Annotated in this window: 21 protein-coding genes; 10 read left to right on the top strand and 11 right to left on the bottom strand. The window is 71.6% G+C overall.

All coding sequences use genetic code 11. The features are described from left to right. Nucleotides 1-383: 383 nt before the first annotated feature. Entirely contained in the window at nucleotides 384-1,196 is an 813-nt protein-coding gene (locus ACIHAA_RS13735) for a class I SAM-dependent methyltransferase (RefSeq protein ID WP_399816775.1), read from the bottom strand. Nucleotides 1,197-1,305: 109 nt separating this feature from the next. Between ACIHAA_RS13735 and ACIHAA_RS13730 the strand changes: the two genes are divergently transcribed. Beyond that, the gene (locus tag ACIHAA_RS13730; protein WP_399816502.1) at nucleotides 1,306-1,737 is read left to right on the top strand and encodes a helix-turn-helix transcriptional regulator; all 432 of its coding nucleotides are present in this window, start codon (nucleotides 1,306-1,308) and stop codon (nucleotides 1,735-1,737) included. A 17-nt stretch (nucleotides 1,738-1,754) separates the two neighbouring features. After that, a complete protein-coding gene (locus tag ACIHAA_RS13725) occupies nucleotides 1,755-2,171 on the top strand; it encodes a VOC family protein (RefSeq protein ID WP_399816500.1) in 417 nt (138 codons plus the stop codon). 56 nt (nucleotides 2,172-2,227) lie between these two features. On the opposite strand, the gene ACIHAA_RS13720 is transcribed toward ACIHAA_RS13725, so the two are convergent. From ACIHAA_RS13720 to ACIHAA_RS13710, 3 genes are all read right to left on the bottom strand, one after another. Next, nucleotides 2,228-2,587 carry a DUF952 domain-containing protein gene (locus ACIHAA_RS13720; RefSeq protein ID WP_399816498.1) on the bottom strand — a complete coding sequence of 120 codons (360 nt, stop codon included), beginning with the start codon at nucleotides 2,585-2,587 and terminating at the stop codon, nucleotides 2,228-2,230. Between the two features lie 435 nt (nucleotides 2,588-3,022). Then, on the bottom strand, nucleotides 3,023-4,147 hold the full coding sequence (locus tag ACIHAA_RS13715; RefSeq protein WP_399816497.1) for a family 2 encapsulin nanocompartment cargo protein polyprenyl transferase: 1,125 nt from the start codon (nucleotides 4,145-4,147) through the stop codon (nucleotides 3,023-3,025). A gap of 157 nt (nucleotides 4,148-4,304) precedes the next feature. Next, the gene (locus ACIHAA_RS13710) at nucleotides 4,305-5,711 is read right to left on the bottom strand and encodes a family 2B encapsulin nanocompartment shell protein (protein WP_399816495.1); all 1,407 of its coding nucleotides are present in this window, start codon (nucleotides 5,709-5,711) and stop codon (nucleotides 4,305-4,307) included. Between the two features lie 280 nt (nucleotides 5,712-5,991). On the opposite strand from ACIHAA_RS13710, the gene ACIHAA_RS13705 reads away from it, so the two are divergent. Then, nucleotides 5,992-6,990, top strand: a complete 999-nt coding sequence (locus tag ACIHAA_RS13705; RefSeq protein ID WP_399816493.1) for a 1-aminocyclopropane-1-carboxylate deaminase/D-cysteine desulfhydrase — start codon at nucleotides 5,992-5,994, stop codon at nucleotides 6,988-6,990. Here ACIHAA_RS13705 and ACIHAA_RS13700 read toward each other — a convergent pair. Continuing rightward, nucleotides 6,972-8,567: a Na+/H+ antiporter gene (locus tag ACIHAA_RS13700; protein WP_399816491.1), complete on the bottom strand. Its 1,596-nt coding sequence runs from the start codon at nucleotides 8,565-8,567 to the stop codon at nucleotides 6,972-6,974. The two genes, ACIHAA_RS13705 and ACIHAA_RS13700, sit on opposite strands and share 19 nt — an antisense overlap. 62 nt (nucleotides 8,568-8,629) lie before the next feature. Between ACIHAA_RS13700 and ACIHAA_RS13695 the strand changes: the two genes are divergently transcribed. The 3 genes from ACIHAA_RS13695 (at nucleotide 8,630) to ACIHAA_RS13685 (ending at nucleotide 10,760) form a co-directional block, all read left to right on the top strand. After that, nucleotides 8,630-8,890 carry a UBP-type zinc finger domain-containing protein gene (locus ACIHAA_RS13695; RefSeq protein WP_399816489.1) on the top strand — a complete coding sequence of 87 codons (261 nt, stop codon included), beginning with the start codon at nucleotides 8,630-8,632 and terminating at the stop codon, nucleotides 8,888-8,890. A 251-nt stretch (nucleotides 8,891-9,141) separates the two neighbouring features. Beyond that, the gene (locus ACIHAA_RS13690; protein ID WP_055492491.1) at nucleotides 9,142-9,555 is read left to right on the top strand and encodes an anti-sigma regulatory factor; all 414 of its coding nucleotides are present in this window, start codon (nucleotides 9,142-9,144) and stop codon (nucleotides 9,553-9,555) included. A 17-nt stretch (nucleotides 9,556-9,572) separates the two neighbouring features. Beyond that, nucleotides 9,573-10,760 (top strand): SigB/SigF/SigG family RNA polymerase sigma factor, encoded by a 1,188-nt coding sequence (locus tag ACIHAA_RS13685; protein WP_399816488.1) that lies wholly within the window; start codon nucleotides 9,573-9,575, stop codon nucleotides 10,758-10,760. 67 nt (nucleotides 10,761-10,827) lie between these two features. On the opposite strand, the gene ACIHAA_RS13680 is transcribed toward ACIHAA_RS13685, so the two are convergent. Then, nucleotides 10,828-11,277: a hypothetical protein gene (locus ACIHAA_RS13680; RefSeq protein WP_399816486.1), complete on the bottom strand. Its 450-nt coding sequence runs from the start codon at nucleotides 11,275-11,277 to the stop codon at nucleotides 10,828-10,830. 126 nt (nucleotides 11,278-11,403) lie between these two features. Here ACIHAA_RS13680 and ACIHAA_RS13675 point away from each other — a divergent pair, with 126 nt between their 5' ends. Both ACIHAA_RS13675 and ACIHAA_RS13670 read left to right on the top strand, forming a co-directional pair. After that, the gene (locus tag ACIHAA_RS13675; protein WP_399816484.1) at nucleotides 11,404-12,372 is read left to right on the top strand and encodes a diacylglycerol/lipid kinase family protein; all 969 of its coding nucleotides are present in this window, start codon (nucleotides 11,404-11,406) and stop codon (nucleotides 12,370-12,372) included. A gap of 319 nt (nucleotides 12,373-12,691) precedes the next feature. Continuing rightward, nucleotides 12,692-12,949, top strand: a complete 258-nt coding sequence (locus tag ACIHAA_RS13670; RefSeq protein WP_003992873.1) for a WhiB family transcriptional regulator — start codon at nucleotides 12,692-12,694, stop codon at nucleotides 12,947-12,949. Nucleotides 12,950-13,164: 215 nt separating this feature from the next. On the opposite strand, the gene ACIHAA_RS13665 is transcribed toward ACIHAA_RS13670, so the two are convergent. Next, a complete protein-coding gene (locus ACIHAA_RS13665; RefSeq protein WP_399816483.1) occupies nucleotides 13,165-14,640 on the bottom strand; it encodes a sensor histidine kinase in 1,476 nt (491 codons plus the stop codon). Nucleotides 14,641-15,312: 672 nt separating this feature from the next. Between ACIHAA_RS13665 and nagB the strand changes: the two genes are divergently transcribed. Then, nucleotides 15,313-16,098: a glucosamine-6-phosphate deaminase gene (nagB, locus tag ACIHAA_RS13660; RefSeq protein WP_399816481.1), complete on the top strand. Its 786-nt coding sequence runs from the start codon at nucleotides 15,313-15,315 to the stop codon at nucleotides 16,096-16,098. Between the two features lie 102 nt (nucleotides 16,099-16,200). On the opposite strand, the gene ACIHAA_RS13655 is transcribed toward nagB, so the two are convergent. The 4 genes from ACIHAA_RS13655 to ACIHAA_RS13640 form a co-directional block, all read right to left on the bottom strand. Then, nucleotides 16,201-17,709, bottom strand: a complete 1,509-nt coding sequence (locus ACIHAA_RS13655; protein ID WP_399816479.1) for a glycoside hydrolase family 3 protein — start codon at nucleotides 17,707-17,709, stop codon at nucleotides 16,201-16,203. Between the two features lie 9 nt (nucleotides 17,710-17,718). Beyond that, nucleotides 17,719-18,561, bottom strand: coding sequence for a carbohydrate ABC transporter permease (locus ACIHAA_RS13650; protein WP_399816477.1), 843 nt, complete (start codon nucleotides 18,559-18,561; stop codon nucleotides 17,719-17,721). After that, nucleotides 18,558-19,544 (bottom strand): carbohydrate ABC transporter permease, encoded by a 987-nt coding sequence (locus tag ACIHAA_RS13645; protein WP_399816475.1) that lies wholly within the window; start codon nucleotides 19,542-19,544, stop codon nucleotides 18,558-18,560. Before ACIHAA_RS13645 ends, ACIHAA_RS13650 begins: the two co-directional genes overlap by 4 nt. Nucleotides 19,545-19,632: 88 nt before the next feature. Further along, nucleotides 19,633-20,907: an extracellular solute-binding protein gene (locus ACIHAA_RS13640; RefSeq protein ID WP_399816473.1), complete on the bottom strand. Its 1,275-nt coding sequence runs from the start codon at nucleotides 20,905-20,907 to the stop codon at nucleotides 19,633-19,635. 424 nt (nucleotides 20,908-21,331) lie between these two features. On the opposite strand from ACIHAA_RS13640, the gene ACIHAA_RS13635 reads away from it, so the two are divergent. Beyond that, complete coding sequence (locus ACIHAA_RS13635) at nucleotides 21,332-22,096, top strand: GntR family transcriptional regulator (RefSeq protein ID WP_399816471.1); 765 nt, start codon at nucleotides 21,332-21,334, stop codon at nucleotides 22,094-22,096. Nucleotides 22,097-22,126: the final 30 nt, after the last annotated feature.

Below are 22,126 nucleotides of genomic sequence, written 5' to 3'. Positions count from 1 at the left end.
ACGATCCTCACGCCAGGGGCAGAGGTGTCCGCAAACAGTCCGCAGGACACCCAATCGAGACCGTCGCACCCCATAGCCAGCCATCAGTAAAAGGCCAGGTCAGCGACCTACGACCATCATCACCGCAGGTCACCGACTCACCCCATTACTAGGAGACGAAGAAGGCCTGATCTATAGCTAGGCCATCTGCCTACCTGCCCGCACCCGGCCCACAGCCCGCCGAACCCGGCACGGCTGACGGACCGGGTGCGGTCCTTTTTCGCCCGGCCATGGGTGGGCATCTTCGTACAGGAGAGCGGGCTCTCGTCCGCTTCGTACGGTCGTGTGACTCCCGGTTGCGCCAACAGCCCTTGCTCGTGCAGACGAGGGAAACCGGACGCGCTCTACCGGCGGATCGCCGAGATCAGGCCGCCGGGCTGCTCCTTGCGCTGCGGCGGGGTGGGGATCGGGCGACCGTAGGCGGCAGCGCGCTCGCGCAGGGTGTGGGTGGTGGCCTCCCAGCCGTGGTCGGCCAGCCAGCCCAGCGGGTCGTCGGGCATCTCCGAGACCCACAGGGACGCCGCCGATCCCGGCACGGCGTCCGCACCGAAGCGCTCGATCACGCCGCGCGAGCCCAGCGTCAGCCCCATCCGGCTGCCTGCCGCCGACTGCGCGCCGATCCGGGCCAGCAGCAGGTCCACCGCGTCCTCGGGCAGATAGATCAGCAGTCCTTCGGCGATCCACACGGTCGGCGCGGCCGGGTCGTGCCCCGCGGCGGCCAGCGCGCCGGGCCAGTCCTCTCGCAGGTCCACCGCGACGGTGATCCGCTCGCAGCGTGCGACGGCCCGCTCCCGGCGCAGCACCGACGCCTTGAAGTCCAGTGGCGCGGCGGTGTCGACCTCGAACAGCCGGGTGCCTTCGGGCCAGTCCATCCGGAAGGCCCGGCTGTCCATTCCGGCGCCGAGCAGCACGACCTGCCGGACCCCGGACGCGGAGGCCTGCTGCAACAGGTCGTCAAGGAACTTCGTCCTGATGACGATGGAGAACGCCACGGCCAGCCGACGGCGTCGCGCGGCCTCGTCGTCGGGCGGCGGCGAGGAGGGCCACAGGCCCCCGGCGGTGGCGAAGGCCCGTGCCAGGGGGTCGTGGAACAGCGCGTTCTCCCGCTCGGTCTCCAGCGCCCGCACCCTGGCCACCCCTACCGCCGTGGCCCACACTCCCGACGGCTGCACCCGCTCCCGCTCATCAGCCACCACGCCAGCCTAGGCGATCGGTTCCAGAGGGCCGCGAGACCTCGACGACCGTGGGGCGTGGGATGCTTTTCGGGTGGATGTGGAGGATCTCAAGCGGCTGCGGCGGGCGCGGGACCGGATGGACCGGGAGTATGCGGAGCCGTTGGATGTGGCGGGGCTGGCGCGGACCGCGCTGATGTCGCCGGGGCACTTCCAGCGGAGTTTCCGCGCGGCCTACGGGGAGACTCCGTACGGCTATCTGATGACCCGGCGTATCGAGCGGGCCAAGGCGCTGCTGCGGCGCGGGGATCTGACCGTGACGGAGGTCTGCCTCGCCGTGGGGTGCACCTCGCTCGGCTCGTTCAGCTCGCGGTTCACCGAACTGGTGGGCGAGACCCCGAGTGCCTACCGGGCGCGGTCGCACGAGCACGGGGCAGCCATCCCGCCCTGTGTGGCGAAGGGACTGACCCGGCCGCGCCGGGGGCGCCCCGGGGACACCCGGACCGACCCGCGCGCTCAGCTCTAGGGCCTTAGCGTGGTGCCATGGACGTGAAACTCTCGCAGTGCTTCATCTCCGTGGACGACCATGACAAGGCGCTCGCCTTCTACCGGGACGTCCTGGGCCTCGAGGTGCGCAACGACGTCGGTTTCGAGGGGATGCGCTGGGTGACGGTGGGCTCGCCGCTCCAGCCGGACGTGGAGATCGTCCTGGAGCCGCCCGCGGCACATCCGGACTTTTCCCCCGCGGACCGCCAGATCATGGCGGAGCTGCTCGCCAAGGGCGTGCTGCGCGGGGTCATCTTCTCCACCGAGGACTGCGACGCCCTCTTCGCCCGCGTCCACGCGTCCGGTGCCGAGGTCCTCCAGGAACCCATGGACCAGCCGTACGGCGTGCGGGACTGCGCCTTCCGCGACCCGGCGGGCAACATGCTGCGGTTCACGGAGCGCCCGCGCTCCTGATCCGGACCGGGTCCGGGTTCGCGTTCCGGGGTCGCGTTCCGGGTTTCCGGTCGGCCTCAGTCTCCGGTCCCGTCCGGCCCGTCCGCTTCGCCGTTCCAGGGCTCCACGGCCACCACGGCGGACACCGGGATCGGGCCGTAGATGTGCGGGAACTCCTCGCCGCCGGGTTTCACCGCCTCGTACCGCACGGGGGCCGTCAGGCGCTCCGGGTCGATGACGAGCAGGACCAGTTCGTCGGGGCCCTCGCACGCGCCGTACACCCAGCGCGCCACCCGGGGGACCTGGTGCCGCAGGGAGCAGTGGATGAAGCCCTCCTCGCGGAGGGTGACGCCGCGGGTCGACATCTCGTAGACGCCGGTGGCGCGGGCCGCGTCCCACAGGGAGCGCTCGGTGAGGTGCAGAAGAGGTTCGGACATGCCGCTCACCCTAGGCTCCGGGCCCGGAACCGTCCCGGCCTCTCCGGCTTCGGCCGCGGGGCAGCGCGGATTGCGGCAGGGCCCCGGGCGCCACAGGGGGACGTAGGCGCCCAGTGTCTTGTGGCGCCGCACGACGGTGCCGACGGGCTGCCCGCACCGCGGACAGACCTGCTCCTGGGGGCGCATGCTCCCAGCCTAGGGCCTCTCGTTTGGATCATGCCGGGCTCGCGGGGCCTGGCACCGCTCCCTGACCCGGCCCGATCCAAACGAAAGACCCCAGGTCGGCTCCCGGGAGCGCTGCCTCCCGGCCGCCGGGAGGCGGGAAGCGGAAAGAGGCGGGCCCCGCCCGTCACAGGGAGGTGCGGGGCCCGCGTCGGTCCGGGGCGGCGGTGTCCGTACGGGGTCAGGGGCCGTACGGGCCGCAGCCCCGGAGCTTCAGGTGGTGCGCCGGGTCACGAACTCGGCCAGGGCCAGCAGCCCGCCCGCCGCCTCCGGATCGGGCACCGCACGGGACAGCTCCTGCATCGCCCGGCCCATCCGGTCGGCCGCCTGCGCCTGCGCCCAGTCCCGGCCGCCCGCCTGCTCGACGGCCTGCACGGTGCGCTCCAGCTCCCCCTCCCGGTACGGCCCCTGGTACAGCTCGGCCAGTTCCTCGGCCGCCGGGGTGCCGGAGGCCAGGGCGGCCACCACGGGCAGCGACTTCTTGCGGGCCATGAGGTCCGCCCCGGCCGGTTTGCCGGTGCGGCCGGGATCCCCCCAGATCCCGATCACGTCGTCGATGAGCTGGAAGGCGAGCCCGGCCTCCCGGCCGAACGCGTCCAGCGCCTCGACATCCGCCTCGTCGGCCCCCGCGTACAGCGCCCCCAGCGCGCAGGCGCAGCCCAGCAGCGCGCCCGTCTTGGCCTCGGCCATGGTGAGCACCTCGTCGAGGGTGACCTCGTGAGGGCCGCGCCGCTCCATCGCGGTGTCCGCCTGCTGCCCGGCGCACAGTTCCACGACACAGGACGCGAGCCGTGCGGCGGCGGCCCCCGACGCCGGGTGCGGGTCCTCGGCGAGCAGCCCCAGGGCGAGCGCCTGGAGGGCGTCGCCGCCCAGGATCGCGTCGGCGTCGCCGAACACGGTCCAGGCGGTGGGGCGGTGTCTGCGGGTGGCGTCCCGGTCCATCACGTCGTCGTGCAACAGCGTGAAGTTGTGGACGAGTTCCACGGCCGCCGCGGCCCGTACCGCGGTGGACCGCCGCCCGCCCAGCGCCTGGGCCGCGGTCAGCACCAGCGCGGGCCGTATCGCCTTGCCCGCGTTGCCGGACGCCGGTGTGCCGTCCGCGTGCTGCCAGCCGAAGTGGTAGAGCGCGATCCGCCGCATCGAGCCGGGCAGCGAGTCCACGGCACGGCGCAGCTCCGGGTCGACCGAGGCGCGGGTGCGCTCCAGGATCGCCAGGGCCTCGTGACCGTCGGCCGACTGGTCCGGGCCCGGGTGCGGGGCGCGCCGCCCGGCCGGGACCGCCGCCCTCCGCTGCTGGAGAGCGGGGCCCTGCTTCGGCTCGGTCATGAACTCGCCCATGGCACCGCCTCGATGAGTCTGATGGCGAAGGAGGCCTCCGCCCTCGGGTGTGCACCCGGAGGGTGTACCCGCCCCGGCGCGCGGGAACACGGTGCACCGCCGCTGGACGGCGGCCGGACCGTGGAAACGCGCCGGGATCGGGCGGGGGTCGGAGGCGTCACCTCCAGCGGCCGATCTCTACGTTCTCCAGGACCCCGAGCGCGTCGGGCACCAGGACGGCCGCCGAGTAGTAGGCCGTCACCAGATAGCTGATGACCGCCTGCTCGTTGATGCCCATGAAGCGCACCGACAGGCTCGGCTCGATCTCGTCGGGGATGCCCGTCTGCCGCAGCCCGACGACGCCCTGCTCCTCCTCGCCGGTGCGCATGGCGATGATCGAGGTCGTACGGGCCTCGGTGACCGGGATCTTGCTGCACGGGAACATCGGGACGCCGCGCCAGGTGGGGACACGGTTGCCGCCGATGTCGATGGTCTCCGGGTTGAGTCCGCGCTTGTTCAGCTCCCGGCCGAAGGCGGCGATCGCCCGCGGGTGGGCGAGGAACAGCTTGGTGCCGCGGCGCCTGCTGAGCAGTTCGTCCATGTCGTCGGGGCTGGGCACCCCGTCGTGGGGCTGGATCCGCTGGTCGTACTCGCAGTTGCTGAGCAGCCCGAACTGCGGGTTGTTGATCAGCTCGTGTTCCTGTCGCTCCTTCAGCGCCTCCACCGTCAGCCGCAGCTGGTGCTCGGTCTGGTTCATCGGCTGGTTGTAGAGGTCGGCCACGCGCGTGTGGATGCGCAGGACGGTCTGGGCGATGCTCAGCTCGTACTCGCGGGGCGCGGCCTCGTAGTCGACGAAGGTGTGCGGGATGTCCGGCTCACCGCTGTGGCCCGCGGCCAGGTCGATGGCCTTCTCGCCGTACTTGTTGGTCTCCTGCTCGGGGGCCGAGCGCTGCTCGTCAAGGTGCTCGCGCAGGGACTCGGCGCGCTCCGCGACGAGTTCGACCTCCCGGCGGGGCAGCGCGAGCACCGTGCAGGCGGTGACCGCGCGGGCCGTGTACTCCCAGATGGCGTCGGGGTCCAGCAGTGCCCGGTCCCCGAAGTAGGCGCCGTCGGCCAGGACGCCGAGCACCGCGTCTCCCCCGTACGGGCCGGTGCCGATCTTCTCCACCTTGCCGTGCGCGAGCAGATACACCTCGTCGGCCTGGCTGCCGAACTCGGCGAGCACGTCACCGGGCGCGAACCGGCGCTGCTGGCACCGCTGGGCCAGCTCGCCGAGCACCTCCTGGTCCTCGTAGGTGCGCAGAGCCGGCAGCTCGCCCAGCTCCGCGGGGATCACGGTGACCTGGTCGCCCGTCTTCACAAAGGTCACCCGGCCGTCGCCCACGGAGTAGGTCAGACGGCGGTTGACCCGGTACGTACCGCCCTGCACGCCCACCCATGGCAGCATGCGCAGCAGCCAGCGCGAGCTGATCTCCTGCATCTGGGGTGCGGACTTGGTGGTGGTGGCCAGATTCCGAGCGGCCGCGGTGCCCAGACTCTGCTGAGGCTTGCCCTGCTCCGCGCGGACCTCTTCGCCTACCGACATGGATATTGCCCCTCCCGATCACGCATTGATCTGCGGGAAGAAGCCTCTCAGCACGGAGAGTGCCGGTGCCATTACCCGAAAGAGCGGGAATGGATCACTGCGGGCCCGGGCAGACTGGGACACCGTTTCGGATCCTGGGATTCCGTCGGGTGGACCACCGCGGGAGCGGGTCCGGGGAGCCGGCCGGCGGACCTGTCGCGGAAGCCGGTCCGTGGGCGGCCGGCGCGAGGGGAGAGGAACGGCCGATGCGAGCCCGGCCGCCGACAGCGCCGTAGGGCGGATGCCGGACAATGGCCGGGTGACCAGCTCCGATGTGCCGCGCCGGGACGGGGCGCCCGAGACCGCCGCGCTGCGGCCGCGCCTGCCCTCGCCGGTGGAGGAGGTCATGGACGAGCGCTTCGGGCGGCGCGGGGTCCGGCTGCTGCTGAAGCGGGACGATCTGATCCACCCGGAACTGATCGGCAACAAGTGGCGCAAGCTCGCCCCGAACCTCGACGCCGCGGCCGGTCGCACCCTGCTCACTTTCGGTGGCGCGTACTCCAACCATCTGCGGGCGACGGCCGCTGCGGGCCGTCTGCTCGGACTGGACACCGTCGGGGTGGTCCGCGGCCAGGAGCTGGCCGACCGCCCGCTCAATCCGTCCCTGGCCCGGTGCGTGTCCGACGGGATGCGGCTGCACTTCATCGACAGATCGACATACCGGCGTGCCGCGGAGCCGGAGGTGCTCGCCGGGATCCTGCGCGCGGCGGACGCCGAGGACGCCTGTGCGGTGCCCGAGGGCGGCAGCAACTCCCTTGCCGTGCGGGGCTGCCGCGCGCTCGGTGAGGAACTGCGCGGCCGGGCGGACGTGGTCGCCGTGGCCTGCGGCACGGGCGGCACCCTGGCGGGACTGGCGGCGGGCCTGGCCCCCGGGCAGCGGGCCCTCGGGGTCGCGGTCCTCAAGGGTGACTTCCTCGACCGGGAGACGGCGGCCCTCCAGACCCTGGCCTTCGGCGGCCGCCGGGGCTCCTGGACCGTGGACACCCGCTTCCACTTCGGCGGCTACGCGCGCACCACCGGGGAACTGGAGGAATTCGCCCGGGACTTCGAGGAGCGCCACGCCCTCCCGGTGGAACGTCTCTATGTCGCCAAGCTGCTCTACGGCCTTGTCGCGCTGGCCGAGGAGGGCGCGTTCCCGCCGGGGTCGCGCCTGGCCGCGGTGGTCACCGGCGCTCCGTTCCCCCCGCTCCGGGACCCGCGGACCGCGCCCCGGGCCGGAGGTCAGGCGGTCTCGCGATAGGCCGCCGCCTCCTCCAGGTCCAGCCGCCTGAGCAGGGTGCGGAGCATCTCGTCGTCGATGTAGCGGTGGTTGCGGAGCTTGACGAAGACCTCACGCTCGGCGCCGATCATCTCCCGCGACAGCCTGCGGTAGGTGTCGTCGGCCGTCTCACCGGTCGTCGGGTTCACCGAGCCGAGACGCTCCCACACCGCGTTGCGGCGGCGCTCCAGGACCGTGCGCAGACGGTCGGCCAGGGGCGGCGGCAGGGCGTTGCGCTCGTCGTCCAGGAGTTCGCCGAGGCGCCGCTCGGCGGCGCGTGAGGCCTGCGCCTGGGCGTTGGCCTCGGCGAGGGTCTCCGCCTGGGGGTCCCGGCCCGGAAGCCTGAGCAGCCGGATCAGCGGGGGCAGGGTGAGCCCCTGCACCACCAGGGTGCCGATGACCGTGGTGAAGGTGAGGAAGAGGATCAGGTTGCGGCCCGGGAAGGGGCCGCCGCCGTGCACGGTGCGGGGGATCGAGAAGGCGATGGCGAGGGAGACCACGCCCCGCATCCCGGCCCAGCCGATGATGAACGGCGCCTTCCAGGTCGGGTTCTCCTCGCGCCCGCGGATCCGTGACGACAGCGCGCGCGGCAGGAAGGTCGCCGGGTACACCCACACGTACCGCGAGACGGCGACCACGACGAACACGGCCAGCCCGTACCAGGCGGCGCGGGTGCCCTCGTAGGGGCCGAGACCCCGCAGGACCACCGGCAGCTGGAGTCCGATGAGCGCGAACACCGCGGACTCCAGGAGGAACGCGACCATCTTCCACACCGCCTCCTCCTGGAGCCGGGTCGCGAAGTCGACCTGCCAGTTGTGGTGGCCGAGGTAGAGGGCGACGACCACCACGGCCAGCACCCCCGAGGCGTGCGCCCACTCCGCGGCCCCGTAGGCGACGAAGGGGATCAGCAGCGACAGGGTGTTCTGGAGCAGCGCCTCCTTCAGATGCGTCCGCAGCCAGTGGATCGGCACCATCAGCAGCAGACCGGCCACGACACCGCCGACCGCCGCGAGGGCGAACTCGCGCACCCCGCCCGCCCAGGTGGCGCCCTCCCCGACGGCCGCCGCGAGCGCCACCTTGTAGGCGGTGATCGCGGTCGCGTCGTTCACCAGCGACTCGCCCTGGAGGATGGTGGTGATCCGGGACGGCAGCCCCACCCGCCGGGCCACCGCGGTGGCCGCGACCGCGTCCGGCGGCGCCACCACCGCCCCGAGGACCAGGGCCGCGGTCAGCGGCAGGTCCGGCACGATGAGATAGGCGGCCCAGCCCACCGCGAGCGTCGCGAAGAGCACATAGCCGACCGACAGCAGCGCCACCGGCCGCAGCTGCGCCCGCAGGTCCAGATAGGAGCTGTCGGCGGCCGCGGTGTACAGCAGGGGCGGCAGCACCAGCGGCAGCACGATCTCCGGGTCGAGCGTGTACTCCGGCACCCCCGGCACAGACGAGAGGGCGAGTCCCGCCGCGACCAGCAGCAGCGGCGCTGGCACCGGGGTGCGCCGCGCGGCCCCCGCCACGGCCGCGCTGCCCGCGACCAGCACCAGCAGCGGCAACACGTTCATCTCTTCCGCCCGCCCCTCGATATTCGCGCGGCTTCCCGCGGACCCGTCGTAACCTGGCAATCATGAAACAGTGCACGCACGCCGACGCGCTGCCGCACCCCGAACCGGAGGCGCAGAGCGAGACCTGTCTGGAGTGCCGGGCCGCCGGCACCCACCCGGTGCAACTGCGGCTGTGTCTGGACTGCGGGCACGTGGGCTGCTGCGACTCCTCGCCCCTGCAACACGCGACGACGCATTACAAGGAGACCGGCCACCCGGTGATGCGGACCTACGAGCCGGGTGAGGACTGGCGCTGGTGCTTCGTCGACCATGTACTCGTGTGACCCTGGATCCGGACGGTTCGACGGTCTGACGCCTGGGTACGTCAAACCGGCGCGCCCTCTTCCCAATTGGGCCCGCAGACCCCTAGCCACTGTGCGTATACATAGGTTTACTATGAGTGACAGCAAGGGGCCGGGGTCGCGGGGACAGAAAAACCGGTAGCGCGATAGCGTCACCGCTGAACCACGTAGGGCGTTACCCCGGGGGGCGACCCTCGGCCCCCGAAAATGCTTGTACCACCTTGGAGGTGAGGGTGTCCCAGATCGCAGGCGAGCCCGCGACCCAGGACTTCGTGGAAGTCCGGCTTCCGGCAGCGGGTGCCTACCTGTCGGTGCTGCGCACGGCCACTGCCGGCCTCGCAGCCCGTTTGGACTTCACCCTCGACGAGATCGAGGACCTGCGCATCGCGGTCGACGAGGCCTGCGCGATCCTGCTCCAGCAGGCCGTGCCCGGCTCGGTGCTCAGCTGTGTCTTCCGGCTCATCGACGACTCGCTCGAGGTCACGGTCGCCGCTCCGACCACCGACGGTCACGCTCCGTCACGGGACACCTTCGCCTGGACGGTGCTGTCGGCCCTGGCCGGCAAGGTCTCCTCCGCGGTCGCCGACGACAAGACCGTGTCCATCAGCCTCTACAAACAGCGCGGCGCGGGTCCCGGGCCGGCGTGACGAACGGGGACGGGCCGGTGCGGGACGAAGAGCGCGGCACACGAGACCTCTCCGCCGGGACCACCGGCGGCCCGAACGGGTCGCGGCGGGCGGCGGGCAGTGTGGACGGCATCCCGGAGCAGGCCCGTCCGCACCCGGAGGACGGCGCCTCGGCCGTCGCGGCCCCCGCGCAGCCGGGGGCTCCGGGGGCCGGGGAGGCGCTCTCCGCGCGGGACACCGGACGGGGGGAGCCGGACGGCGCCCCGCGGAGCACACCCTCCGAAGAACGTGGGGCCTCCCCGGCTCATGGGGGTCCCCCCGCTCGAGCACGGTCGAAAGCGGGGGACGAGCCGAGAGCGCGGGGAAGGGTGACGGGCGGGACGATGAGCGAGCACGAGCGAAACGCCGAGCAGAGCGTGCCGGGCGGCGCGCAGCACGAGCCGCAGAACCGCAGCGGGGCGCAGCACGAGCCGCAGGACCGCAGCGGGGCGCGGTCGATGTTCGTCGAGCTGCGCGCGCTGAAGGACGGCAGCCCGGAGTACGCGGAGCTGCGCAACCGGCTGGTCCGGATGCATCTGCCGCTCGTCGAGCACCTCGCGCGCCGCTTCCGCAACCGCGGGGAGCCGCTGGACGACCTGACCCAGGTCGCCACCATCGGCCTGATCAAGTCGGTGGACCGCTTCGACCCGGACCGCGGGGTGGAGTTCTCGACCTATGCGACCCCCACGGTGGTCGGCGAGATCAAGCGCCACTTCCGGGACAAGGGCTGGGCGGTGCGGGTGCCCCGGCGTCTCCAGGAGCTGCGCCTCGCCCTGACGACGGCCACCGCCGAGCTGTCCCAGCTGCACGGCCGCTCCCCCACGGTCCATGAGCTGGCCGAGAAGCTGGCGATCTCGGAGGAAGAGGTCCTGGAGGGCCTGGAGTCGGCCAACGCGTACTCGACGCTCTCCCTGGACGTGCCCGACACGGACGACGAGTCCCCCGCGGTCGCGGACACCCTCGGCGCGGAGGACGAGGCGCTGGAGGGCGTGGAGTACCGGGAGTCGCTGAAGCCGCTGCTGGAGGACCTTCCGCCGCGGGAGAAGCGGATTCTGCTGCTGCGCTTCTTCGGCAACATGACGCAGTCGCAGATCGCGCAGGAGGTCGGCATCTCCCAGATGCATGTCTCGCGTCTGCTCGCCCGGACCCTGGCCCAGCTGCGGGAGAAGCTGCTGGTCGAGGAGTGACCCGGGGGCGGCCGGACGCCGGTCGCCCCGGTGCCCGCGGCGGCGGGCCCCGCCGTCGGCCGTGCGCCTACTGCTGGTCCTGCGCGCTCTCCGGCCCCCGGATGCCGAGTGCCCGGGTGGTCGCCGGGTTCACCAGCAGCACCAGGGACGCCACCGCGACGACCGCGAGCGCGATACCGGCCGGGATGGCGACGCTGTCGGCCTGGAGGAGGTTGTACGCCACCGGCAGCGCCATGAGCTGTGTCATCACCGCGGGCCCACGGCTCCAGCGGCGCCGCAGCAGCAGACCGCGCGCGGCCAGCAGGGGCAGCAGCGCGAGGACGATCAGGGTGATGCCGCCGGTGACGGCCCCCTGGCGGTCGTCCGGCGAGCCGGTGAGGCCGAGGACGAGCATCCAGACACCGCCCGCGGCGAGGGCGAGGCCCTCCAGGCCCGCGAGGGCCGCCGCGGCGGTCAGCCGCGCGGGACGGGGCTCCGCGCCGGGGGCCGGGGGGACGAGGTTCTGCTCAGCGGTCACCCCTGAAGGGTAGCCCTCGGCAGGGGCCGGACCCGCGTCCACTGTGCCCAAGGCCACTCCCCTTCCTCTTACCGGTTCCCTACCTCGGCCTGGGACGAGTACCGCCGAGTAGGTAACCTGCAACCCATGCGTGCACTTCTCGTGGTCAATCCGGCGGCAACCACCACAAGCGCACGTACCCGTGACGTACTGATCCACGCCATGGCGAGCGAGATGAAGCTCGAGGCGGTCACCACCGAGTACCGGGGGCACGCCCGGGACCTGGCCCGCCAGGCCGCGGAGAGCGAGGACGTCGAGCTGGTCGTGGCGCTCGGCGGCGACGGCACGGTCAACGAGGTCGTCAACGGTCTGCTGCACCACGGCCCGGACCCGGCCCGGCTGCCCCGCCTCGCCGTCGTGCCCGGCGGCTCGACCAATGTCTTCGCCCGCGCCCTCGGCATCCCCAATGACGCGGTGGAGGCCACCGGCGCGATCCTCGACGGCCTGCGCGAGGGCGCCGAGCGCACGGTCGGCCTCGGCCTGGCGCAGGGCACCCCGGGCACCGAGGACGAGGCGGTGCCCGCCCGCTGGTTCACCTTCAACGCCGGGCTGGGCTTCGACGCCGGTGTGGTGGGCCGGGTCGAACAGCAGCGGGAGCGGGGCAGGCGCTCGACGCATGCGCTGTATCTGCGCCAGGTGATGCGCCAGTTTCTGGACGAACCCCATCGCCGGCACGGAGCGATCACCCTGGAGCGGCCCGGCGAGGAGCCGATCGAGAACCTCGTCCTGTCCATAATCTGCAACACCGCGCCCTGGACGTTTCTCGGCAATCGTCCGGTGTACGCGTCTCCCGAGGCGTCGTTCGACACGGGGCTCGACGTACTCGGTCTCAGCCGTATGTCGACGGCCTCGGTTGCCCGGTATGCCACGCAGTTGCTCACTTCGTCCCCCGAGCGGGGACCCCGCGGCAAGCATGTGCTCTCCCTGCACGATCTGAGCGGCTTCACCTTGCATTCGAAGGTGCCGCTACCCCTCCAGATGGACGGGGACCACCTGGGACTGCGCACCAGCGTGACGTTCACAGGCGTACGCCGTGCACTGCGTGTGATTGTGTGAGCAGAAGACCCCAAACTCCTTTCAGTCGAACGTTTAGGCCAGGATCCACCCCTTGGAAGTACGGCTGTGACCTAGTCGACACCAAGGAATCAAAAAAAACTTTCCGGAAGGGGTTGTATCCGCCGCTGAGGTTTGCGAGTCTCTACGTGGCGCTCGGGACGGCACGCACCATCAGCCTCCACAGAGAGCCCGAACCCCTCCTCAATCCACAGGACCACGTCAGTGACGTCTGACGATCGGCCCTTCACTTGTTGAGGGATTCGTGAAAGCGTTCACATTCACAAGCAACCTGCACGTAATACCAGGAGAGGTAGCAGCCATGGACTGGCGTCACAACGCCGTTTGCCGCGAGGAAGACCCCGAGCTCTTCTTCCCCATCGGCAACACCGGTCCTGCGCTGCTGCAGATCGAGGAAGCCAAGGCCGTCTGCCGTCGCTGCCCGGTTATCGAGCAGTGCCTGCAGTGGGCGCTCGAGTCCGGTCAGGACTCCGGCGTCTGGGGTGGTCTCAGCGAGGACGAGCGCCGCGCAATGAAGCGCCGCGCCGCTCGCAACCGGGCCCGTCAGGCCTCCGCCTGACACACCCGCCCCATACGGGCCTCAGCTTGGCGGCGCGTGTGCCTCACGGCATGAATCCGTAGAGAGCGAGTACGCATCTCCCGCCCCCGAGCCGCAGCGCGCAGTACCCCCGGTGCGCAGCAATAGCTGGCAACTGAGCTTTAGCCCCGGACCACTTGTGGTCCGGGGCTCATTGCTGTGCCGACGCGGGTCCGGGACCCCTCGGGACCCGGGCGTCAGGTCTGGGCGCGCACCGGGAGGTCCAGGATCACCCGGGTCCCCCGGACCGGCGCCGGGACCATGTCGAAGGTGCCGCCCAACTCGCCCTCCACCAGCGTCCGGACGATCTGGAGACCGAGATTGCCCGCCCGGTGCGGGTCGAAGCCCTCGGGGAGGCCGACCCCGTCGTCCTGAACGGTGACCAGGAGGCGGGCCTCCTTGGTCGTCCCGCCGCGGACCGCCGTGACCTCGACGGTGCCGGTCTCGCCCTGGCGGAAGCCGTGTTCCAGCGCGTTCTGGAGGATCTCGGTGAGCACCATGGACAGTGGGGTGGCGACCTCGGCGTCCAGGACGCCGAAGCGGCCGCTGCGCCGGCCGGTGACCGTGCCGGGCGAGATCTCGGCGACCATGGCCAGCACCCGGTCGGCGATCTCGTCGAACTCCACCCGCTCGTCCAGGTTCTGGGACAGCGTCTCATGGACGATGGCGATGGAGCCGACCCGCCGTACGGCCTCTTCCAGAGCCTCCCGTCCGCGCTCGGACTCGATGCGCCGGGCCTGGAGGCGGAGCAGGGCGGCGACCGTCTGGAGATTGTTCTTCACCCGGTGGTGGATCTCCCGGATGGTCGCGTCCTTGGTTATCAACTCGCGCTCGCGGCGGCGCAGTTCGGTGACGTCCCGGAGCAGGACGAGCGAGCCGATCCGGGTGCCCTTGGGCTTGAGGGGGATCGCCCGGAACTGGATCACCCCGTCGCTGGCCTCGATCTCGAACTCGCGCGGCGCCCAGCCGCTGGCGACCTTGGCGAGCGCCTCGTCCACGGGGCCCCGGGTGGGGGCGAGTTCGGCCGTGGTGTGGCCGAGGTGCTGGCCGACCAGGTCGGAGGCCAGGCCCAGGCGGTGGTAGGCCGAGAGCGCGTTGGGCGACGCGTACTGCACGACGCCCTCCACGTCCAGACGGATCAGCCCGTCCCCGACCCGCGGCGAGGCGTCCATGTCGACCTGCTGGTCGGGGAAGGGGAAGGAGCCGGCCGCGATCATCTGCGCCAGGTCGGAGGCGCTCTGGAGATAGGTCAGCTCCAGCCGGCTCGGGGTGCGCACGGTCAGCAGATTGGTGTTGCGCGCGATCACGCCGAGGACGCGGCCCTCGCGCCGTACGGGGATGGACTCGACCCGGACCGGGACCTCCTCGCGCCACTCCGGGTCGCCCTCGCGCACGATCCGGCCCTCGTCCAGGGCGGCGTCCAGCAGGGGGCGGCGGCCGCGCGGGACCAGATGGCCGACCATGTCGTCCTGGTACGAGGTGGGGCCGGTGTTGGGGCGCATCTGCGCCACCGAGACATACCGGGTGCCGTCCCGGGTGGGCACCCACAGGACCAGATCGGCGAAGGAGAGGTCGGACAGCAGCTGCCACTCCGACACCAGCAGATGGAGCCACTCCAGGTCGGAGTCGCTGAGGTCGGTGTGCTGGCGCACCAGTTCGTTCATGGAGGGCACGTCTGCGAGGGTACCCGGGAGCTGTGACAACGCTCGGAATCGGCCGCCGGGCGGCGGCCCCCGCACCGCGCACGGGCCCCGGAAGCACCCGCGGGCCGCGGCGCCTGGGAGGGACCCTCAACCCTCCCGGCACCGCAGCCCGGAGCAGCAACGGCCACGGGGTGTGCGGTCCCGATCGGCCGATGGTCGAGGAGCCGGAGCAGTCAGGGCAGAGAGCGCCGGTTCCTCGGTCCGTCCTCCTGTGCGGGGAGGACGGAGGTCTGTGTGGGGGCTGTCCTCGCTCGTGGGGAGAACGACGACAACACTTTACGCGCTGTATCCATGGATGTGGACTAGACCACGTGCCATGGACCATGGTGCTGGGTCCGGGCGCAGGTGTCCATGCACCGGCGGAGGTTTGTTGTGGTCTCTTCGCCGGACACCGCGCGGCCGCCTCCGGCGCCCTCCCCCGCAGAGTAGCGGCCTTCGGCCCGTACGGGGGACGGTTTTCCGCCGCTCGGCCGTCGGCGCGTCCCGGCCGCCCCTGGACAGGCGGCCGGGACGTCCGGATCCGGTGCCGCGTCCCCTTCCCCGAGGGGGCGGTTCTGCTAGATTGGTCTATACCACATGTGTCCTCGCGTGTGCGCCCCCCGGCTTCCCACGCGAGCCCCTCCTCAGATCGGCAGGCCCAGCGTGGAAGTTGTCATCGTCCCGGACGCCAAGGCGGGCGGCGAGCTCATCGCCGAGGCCATGGCACAGTTGCTCGGGCGCACTCCCGACGCCCTGCTCGGCGTGGCCACCGGATCGACGCCGCTGCCCGTCTACGAGGCGCTGGCGGCCCGGGTGCGGTCCGGTGCCGTCGACACCTCGCGGGCGCGGATCGCCCAGCTCGACGAGTACGTGGGCCTGCCCGCCGACCACCCGGAGTCCTACCGCTCGGTGCTCGCCCGCGAGGTGCTCGCACCCCTCGGCATCGGGATGGACGCGTTCCTCGGGCCGGACGGCACGGCCGAGGACGTACGGGCGGCGTGCGCGGCGTACGACAGCGCGCTGGCCGAGGCCGGCGGGGTGGACCTCCAGCTGCTGGGCATCGGGACCGACGGGCACATCGGCTTCAACGAGCCGTGCTCCTCGCTGGCCTCGCGGACCCGGATCAAGACGCTCACCGAGCAGACCCGGGCCGACAACGCCCGCTTCTTCGACGGCGACATCGACCAGGTGCCGCACCATGTCATCACCCAGGGCATCGGCACCATCCTCCAGGCGCGCCACCTGGTGCTCCTCGCGACCGGCGAGGGCAAGGCGGACGCGGTCGCCGCGACCGTGGAGGGGCCCGTCGCCGCGGTCTGCCCGGCCTCCGCGCTCCAGCTCCACCCGCACGCGACCGTGGTCGTGGACGAGGCCGCCGCGGCCAAGCTGAAGCTGGCCGCCTACTTCCGCCACGCCTACGCCAACAAGCCCGCCTGGCAGGGGATCTAGGGTCTTTCGTTTGGATCATGCCGGGCTCGATCCAAACGAAAGACCCCAGCCGTCCCGGGGAAAGGCGCCGCTCCCCGGCGTCTCCCCCGGAGGGGGCCGGGCTCAGGTCCCGTCGGGGTGCCGGACGCCCGTGATGACTTCCGCCGCGGCCCGTCCGCAGACCCGTGCCGCTCCATGGGTCGCGATGTGCGGAGTGCCGCGGGGGGCGGCTCCCGGGAGGCCCATCTCGACCACGACGGTGCCGGGGCGCCGGGCCAGGATCTCGTCGAGGGCCCCGGCCATCCACGGGTGGCGGTGCTCGTCGCGGACCACCGCCACGATCCGCCGGTCCCCGGCGGCCTCCAGCACGGCCCGCCCCGCCGTCTGCCCGGCGAAGCTGCCGGTGTCGGTGCCCGGGAGCATGCGCGCCAGCTCCGCGGCCACGCCCCAGGGGGTGTCGTCGCCCACCGCGATGTTCGCGACGGGAGTGAGGGCGGCGACATACGGCGGCTCGGTGAGCGGGACGAAGCCCTCCGCGCCGGTGACCGCCAGGGCGCGCCGGGCCGCGAGCAGACCGGTGGCGGCGCCGGGATCCGGCAGGCCCGCGGTGCTCCGGGCCGCCGAGGCCGCCCACCGGGCCAGCGCCCGGACCCGCTCGGCCGCTTCGGCGAGCCGCTCCTCGGCCAGTCCGCCGGAGCGCACCGCGGCCACCAGGGCGTCCCGCAGCCGTCGTACCGTCTCCTCGTCCGCGAGGCCGCCGCCCACGCAGATGGCGTCCGCGCCCGCCGCGACGGCAAGGACGCTGCCGCGTTCGATGCCGTAGGTCCCGGCGATCGCCCGCATCTCCATGCCGTCGGTGACGATCAGGCCGTCGTAGCCGAGTTCGCCGCGCAGCAGGTCGGTCAGGATCCGCCGGGACAGGGTGGCCGGGCGGTCCGGGTCCAGGGCCGGGACCAGGATGTGCGCGCTCATCACGGCGCGGGTTCCGGCCCCGATCGCCGCCCGGAAGGGGACCAGTTCGCGCCGGTGGAGCACCGGCTCCGGCGCGTCGATGCGCGGCAGCGCGAGATGGGAGTCGACCGCCGTGTCGCCGTGCCCGGGGAAGTGCTTGGTGCAGGCGGCGACGCCCGCCGACTGGAGTCCGCGGACATAGGCGGCGGTGTGGCGGGCCACCAGCTCCGTACCGGCGCCGAACGACCGCACACCGATCACCGGGTTGGCGGGGTTGGAGTTCACATCGGCGGAGGGCGCCCAGTTGAGGTTGACCCCGCACTCCGCGAGGCGGCGGCCCAGCGCGTGCGCCACCGCCCCGGTCAGCTCCGTGTCGTCCACGGCGCCCAGCGCGTGGTTGCCCGGGAAGGAGGAGCCCCCTTGCGCCTCCAGCCGGGTGACGTCCCCGCCCTCCTCGTCTATGGCCACGAGGACGTCCTCGCGTTCGGCGCGCAACTGGGCGGTCAGGGCGGCGAGCTGCTGCGGGGAGGTGATGTTCCGGCCGAACAGGCCCACGGCGGACAGTCCCTCGCCGAGCCGCCGCAGCAGCCAGTCGGGGGCGGTGGTGCCGGTGAAGCCGGGCTGGAGGACCGTCAGAGCGTCACGGGTGAGGGTGTCGGTGCCCCTGGCGAATGTCGTCATCGGGTGGCGTTATCCCTTCACGGCGCCCGCGGTCAGGCCCGCGGCCATCTTGCGCTGGACGAGGAGGAACAGGACGACGATGGGCACGGCCATCATGGTGGCTCCGGCCATCATCGGGGCGTATTCGGTGCCGTGCTTGGTGGTGAAGTTGCCGAGCCACACGGTCGCGGTCTGGTGCTCCTGGCTGAGCAGCATCAGGGCGTACAGATACTCGTTCCAGGCCTGGATGAAGCCGTAGACCGAGGTGGCGACCAGGCCGGGGGCCAGCAGCGGGAAGACCACGCGCAGGAAGGCGCCGGTGCGGGAGCAGCCGTCGACCATGGCGGCCTCCTCCAGCTCCTTGGGGATGTTGACGATGAAGCCGCGCAGCGTCCACACGGTGAAGGGGAGGATGAAGGTCAGGTACGTGATGATCAGACCGGTCAGCCTGTCGTACTGCCCGAGGTCGTTGAGCATCAGGAAGACCGGGATGATCATGGCGACCAGCGGGACCATCTGCACCGCCAGGATGCCCACGATCACGACCTTGCGGCCGCGGAAGGCGAACCGGGAGATGGCGAGCGCGGCCAGCAGGCCGATGGCCATGCCGATCACCACGACCGTCAGGGAGACGGTCAGGGAGCGGCCGACGGGCCCCCAGAAGTCCGCGATGTCCAGCGCGCGGCGGAAGTTGTCGAGCGTGATGCCGGTCGGCAGCAGGCTGGGGTCCGCGTCGATGGCGTCCCTGGCCGGTTTGAACGCCGTGTTCAGCATCCAGTAGAGCGGGAAACCGGCGGTGACGAAGACCAGGAGGCCGAGGATGTTCCAGCCGAGCCGCGTCCTTCGGCGGCCGCCGGGTGCGAGGGCGCTCATTCCACCTCTCCGATCTTCAGCATCTGGCGCATGTAGACGGCGACCACGCCGAGCAGCAGCACCACGGTGATCAGGGCGATCGCCGCGCCCTGCGCATAGTCGTTGACCACGAAGGCGCGGTCGTAGGAATAGGTGTTGAGGACCTGGAAGTCCGCTTCGGGGTGGCCGCCCCGCATCACGAACACCTGCGGGAAGACGCCCATGTCCCAGATCACCGACAGGGTCGTCAGCATCACGATGACGGGGCGCAGGACCGGCAGGGTGACATGGCGGAAGACGCCCCACGAACCGGCGCCGTCCAGCCGTGCCGCCTCCTCCAGTTCCCTGGGCACCTGGGTGAGGCCCGCGCCGAGGGTGATGACCACGAAGGGCACGGCGCCCCACACCACCAGGAGCATGATCACGGCCAGGCCCTGCGGCCCCGACGCGAACCAGTTGTGGCCGGTCATGTCGATGCCGGGCAGCTTGCTCAGCAGCGCGTTGAAGACGCCGTAGTCCGAGTCGAAGAGCCATTTGAAGACGGTGGTGGCCACGATGACGGGCATGCCCCAGCTGGCCACCAGCACGATGTTGATCAGCGTCCTGAGCCAGCGGGAGACCCGCTGGAGCAGCAGCGCGAGGGCCATGCCCAGGACCATGGTGAGGACCACGGACCCGCCGGCGAAGACCACCGTGCGCAGGACGACGGCCCAGAACTCCCCGTCCCCCAGCACCTTGCCGAAGTTGGCGAACCCGACCCATGGGGCGGACTTGAAGCCCCACAGCTGGGACTGGCCGAAGGTCTGGAAGGAGAGGGTGACCAGGCGGACCAGCGGATAGCCCATGACCAGGGCGAGCACCAGCAGGCAGGGCGCGAGCAGCAGCCAGGGCACCGCGGCGCCGCCCGGTCTCCGCCCGGCGCGCGGGCGGCCCGGGGCGGCGGGTGGCGGCGCCGGCCGCGGCGGCGGCACCTTGGCGGGGGTGGTGGTGTCTGCGGCACTCATCGCGCGCTCCTCAGCGGTCCCTCGGGTCGAACGGGACACAGGGCCCCGGCCCGGGCTCCCCCCGGGGCCGAGGGGCCCTGTGCGCAGGTCACTTGGTGTTGATGACCTTGTCGATCGCGGCGTCCGCGTCCTTCGCGGCGGCTTCGACCGACTTCTTGCCGGTGCCGATGTCCTGGAGCATGGTCTGGAGGATCTGCGCCTTCTCCACCTGGCCCCAGCCCGGTGCCATCGGGACGAACCAGTTGGACTCGGCCGCGGTGGCGGGGACCGCCGTCGCCGGGTCGTTCTTCAGCGTGGCGAGGTCGGTCTTGTTGTTGGGCAGGTTGCCCTTGGCGATCAGGCCCTTCTGGCCCTGGGTGCCGGTGAAGGCGTTGATCCACTCCGCGGCCAGGTCCTGTGCCCTGGACTTCACCGGGATCGCGAGGTCCGAACCGCCCAGGAACACCGGGATGTTCTTGCCGGACGGGCCGGGCATCACGAAGTTCTCGAGGTTGTCCTTGAGCTTGCCGGTCTTGTCGTTCTTGGGGTCGGCCGCGGTCGCGCCCTCCCAGGCGGCGCCGAAGATCATGGCGGAGTTGCCCTGGCCGTAGACGATGTACCGGTCGGACTCGTCCTTGGTCTTGTCGCCGTGCATATAGGTGTCGACGACGTGCTTGAACTCGGTGAGGCCCTTGAGGGAGCCGGGCGAGGAGAGGTCGGCCTTCCACTGGCCGCCCTCCTCCTTGGCGATGGAGCCGCCTGCGTCGTAGACGAAGGACATGGCCGCGTACCAGTCGCGGGTCGGCTGGTACCAGGCGTTGAACTTGCCGCCCTCCTTCTTCTGGATCCTGTCCAGGTCGGCGGTCAGCTCCTGGTACGTCTTCGGGGGCGTCCTGATGCCCGCCGAGGCGGCGATGTCCTTGCGCCAGTTGGCGACGCGGCCGCCGGCGTAGTAGGGGACGCCGTAGGTCTTGCCGTCGTAGGTGACGGAGGCCTTGAGGCCGTCCAGCCACTGGGCGGAGTTGTCGAACTTCGCCGGGTCCACCGGGGCGAAGGCGCCCTTGACCATGTAGCCGAGCATCTCCGTGTTGCCCATCTCGACCACGTCGGGCGCCTTGTCGGTGGCGAGGACCGCGTCGAGCTTGGTGTTCTTGTCCGGCCAGCCGTAGTACTCGTGCTTGATCTTCACGCCGGGGTGCTTCTTGGCCACGGCGTCGTCGGCGGCCTTCACCAGCGCGGGCCAGTTGTTCTGCGCGTCGACCGTCAGCCAGACGGTGAGCTCCTTGGCGTCCGACCCCCCGGACTTGTCGTCCCCGCCCCCGCACGCCGCGATGGAGACCATCATGCCCGCGATTCCGATCGCGGCTATCAGCTTGCGCTTCACGCCCACCCTCCTCAGGGATGCCACAAACCCCCCTTGTCCCCGCGGCGACCGATGACGAGTACCGCACGTGGGGCCGGGAACTGGACCAATGGTGTAGACCAGTACGGGGAGCCTGGCCCAGACCAATAGGAGTGTCAAGGGTGCGCACCGCGCTCCGGGCGTCCGTTATGGGACCTACATATGCAAGGACCTTTAAGCAAGAACCCAGCGAAAAGGGCAGGCCAGTGGCGGCCCGGCCGACTGGACCACTTCGGTGCGGTGGACTAGACCAGCGGGGGTGCCGACGGTATACAGAGGGGATCCCCGGGCGCGTGACGGGGATCGCGGAATGTGCGGGGCACCCCCGTGGAAAGCCGTGCCACGATGTGAGCCGCGACCGACGGCGTGTCGGTCACTTCGGCATCCGGAGCCGGGAAGGCAGACCATGAGCACCGACGTCAGCAGTGCGGAGAACGAGGGCGGGGCGGCCGTCCGCACCGCGCGCGTGCCCAAGTACTACCGTCTGAAGAAGCATCTGCTGGAGATGACGGAGACGCTGCCGCCCGGAACGCCGGTACCGCCCGAGCGCACGCTCGCCGCGGAGTTCGACACCTCCCGCACGACCGTGCGCCAGGCCCTCCAGGAGCTGGTCGTCGAGGGCCGCCTGGAGCGCATCCAGGGCAAGGGCACCTTCGTCGCCAAGCCGAAGGTCTCCCAGGCGCTCCAGCTCACCTCGTACACCGAGGACATGCGGGCCCAGGGCCTGGAGCCGACCTCCCAGCTGCTGGACATCGGCTACATCACCGCCGACGACACCCTCGCCGGACTGCTCGACATCTCGGCCGGGGGCCGGGTGCTGCGCATCGAGCGCCTGCGGCTGGCGAGCGGGGAGCCGATGGCGATAGAGACCACGCACCTGTCCGCCAAGCGCTTCCCGGCGCTGCGCCGCTCGCTGGTCAGATACACCTCTCTCTACACGGCGCTCGCAGAGGTCTACGACGTCCGTCTCGCCGAGGCCGAGGAGACCATCGAGACCTCGCTTGCCACCCCCCGCGAGGCGGGCCTGCTCGGCACGGACGTGGGCCTGCCGATGCTGATGCTCTCCCGGCACTCGCTGGACCGGCAGGGCCATCCGGTGGAATGGGTGCGCTCGGTGTACCGGGGGGACCGCTACAAGTTCGTGGCCCGCCTGAAGCGGCCGCAGGACTGAGCCGGACGCGGGTTCCCGCGCCGCCACCGG

This window comes from Streptomyces sp. NPDC052040, from assembly GCF_044548405.1.
Classification (GTDB): Bacteria; Actinomycetota; Actinomycetes; order Streptomycetales; family Streptomycetaceae; genus Streptomyces.
The sequence above is the reverse complement of the archived record's forward strand: the minus strand, read 5'-3'. Positions and strand labels throughout refer to the sequence as shown.

Bases quoted from the DNA above. Each gene is read 5' to 3' on its own strand.
- ACIHAA_RS13725 (WP_399816500.1), top strand. From the start codon at position 1,755: ATGGACGTGAAACTCTCGCAGTGCTTCATCTCCGTGGACGACCATGAC.
- ACIHAA_RS13720 (WP_399816498.1), bottom strand. From the start codon at position 2,587: ATGTCCGAACCTCTTCTGCACCTCACCGAGCGCTCCCTGTGGGACGCG.
- ACIHAA_RS13715 (WP_399816497.1), bottom strand. From the start codon at position 4,147: ATGGGCGAGTTCATGACCGAGCCGAAGCAGGGCCCCGCTCTCCAGCAG.
- ACIHAA_RS13710 (WP_399816495.1), bottom strand. From the start codon at position 5,711: ATGTCGGTAGGCGAAGAGGTCCGCGCGGAGCAGGGCAAGCCTCAGCAG.
- ACIHAA_RS13705 (WP_399816493.1), top strand. From the start codon at position 5,992: ATGCCGGACAATGGCCGGGTGACCAGCTCCGATGTGCCGCGCCGGGAC.
- ACIHAA_RS13700 (WP_399816491.1), bottom strand. From the start codon at position 8,567: ATGAACGTGTTGCCGCTGCTGGTGCTGGTCGCGGGCAGCGCGGCCGTG.
- ACIHAA_RS13695 (WP_399816489.1), top strand. From the start codon at position 8,630: ATGAAACAGTGCACGCACGCCGACGCGCTGCCGCACCCCGAACCGGAG.
- ACIHAA_RS13675 (WP_399816484.1), top strand. From the start codon at position 11,404: ATGCGTGCACTTCTCGTGGTCAATCCGGCGGCAACCACCACAAGCGCA.
- ACIHAA_RS13670 (WP_003992873.1), top strand. From the start codon at position 12,692: ATGGACTGGCGTCACAACGCCGTTTGCCGCGAGGAAGACCCCGAGCTC.
- ACIHAA_RS13655 (WP_399816479.1), bottom strand. From the start codon at position 17,709: ATGACGACATTCGCCAGGGGCACCGACACCCTCACCCGTGACGCTCTG.
- ACIHAA_RS13650 (WP_399816477.1), bottom strand. From the start codon at position 18,561: ATGAGCGCCCTCGCACCCGGCGGCCGCCGAAGGACGCGGCTCGGCTGG.
- ACIHAA_RS13645 (WP_399816475.1), bottom strand. From the start codon at position 19,544: ATGAGTGCCGCAGACACCACCACCCCCGCCAAGGTGCCGCCGCCGCGG.
- ACIHAA_RS13635 (WP_399816471.1), top strand. From the start codon at position 21,332: ATGAGCACCGACGTCAGCAGTGCGGAGAACGAGGGCGGGGCGGCCGTC.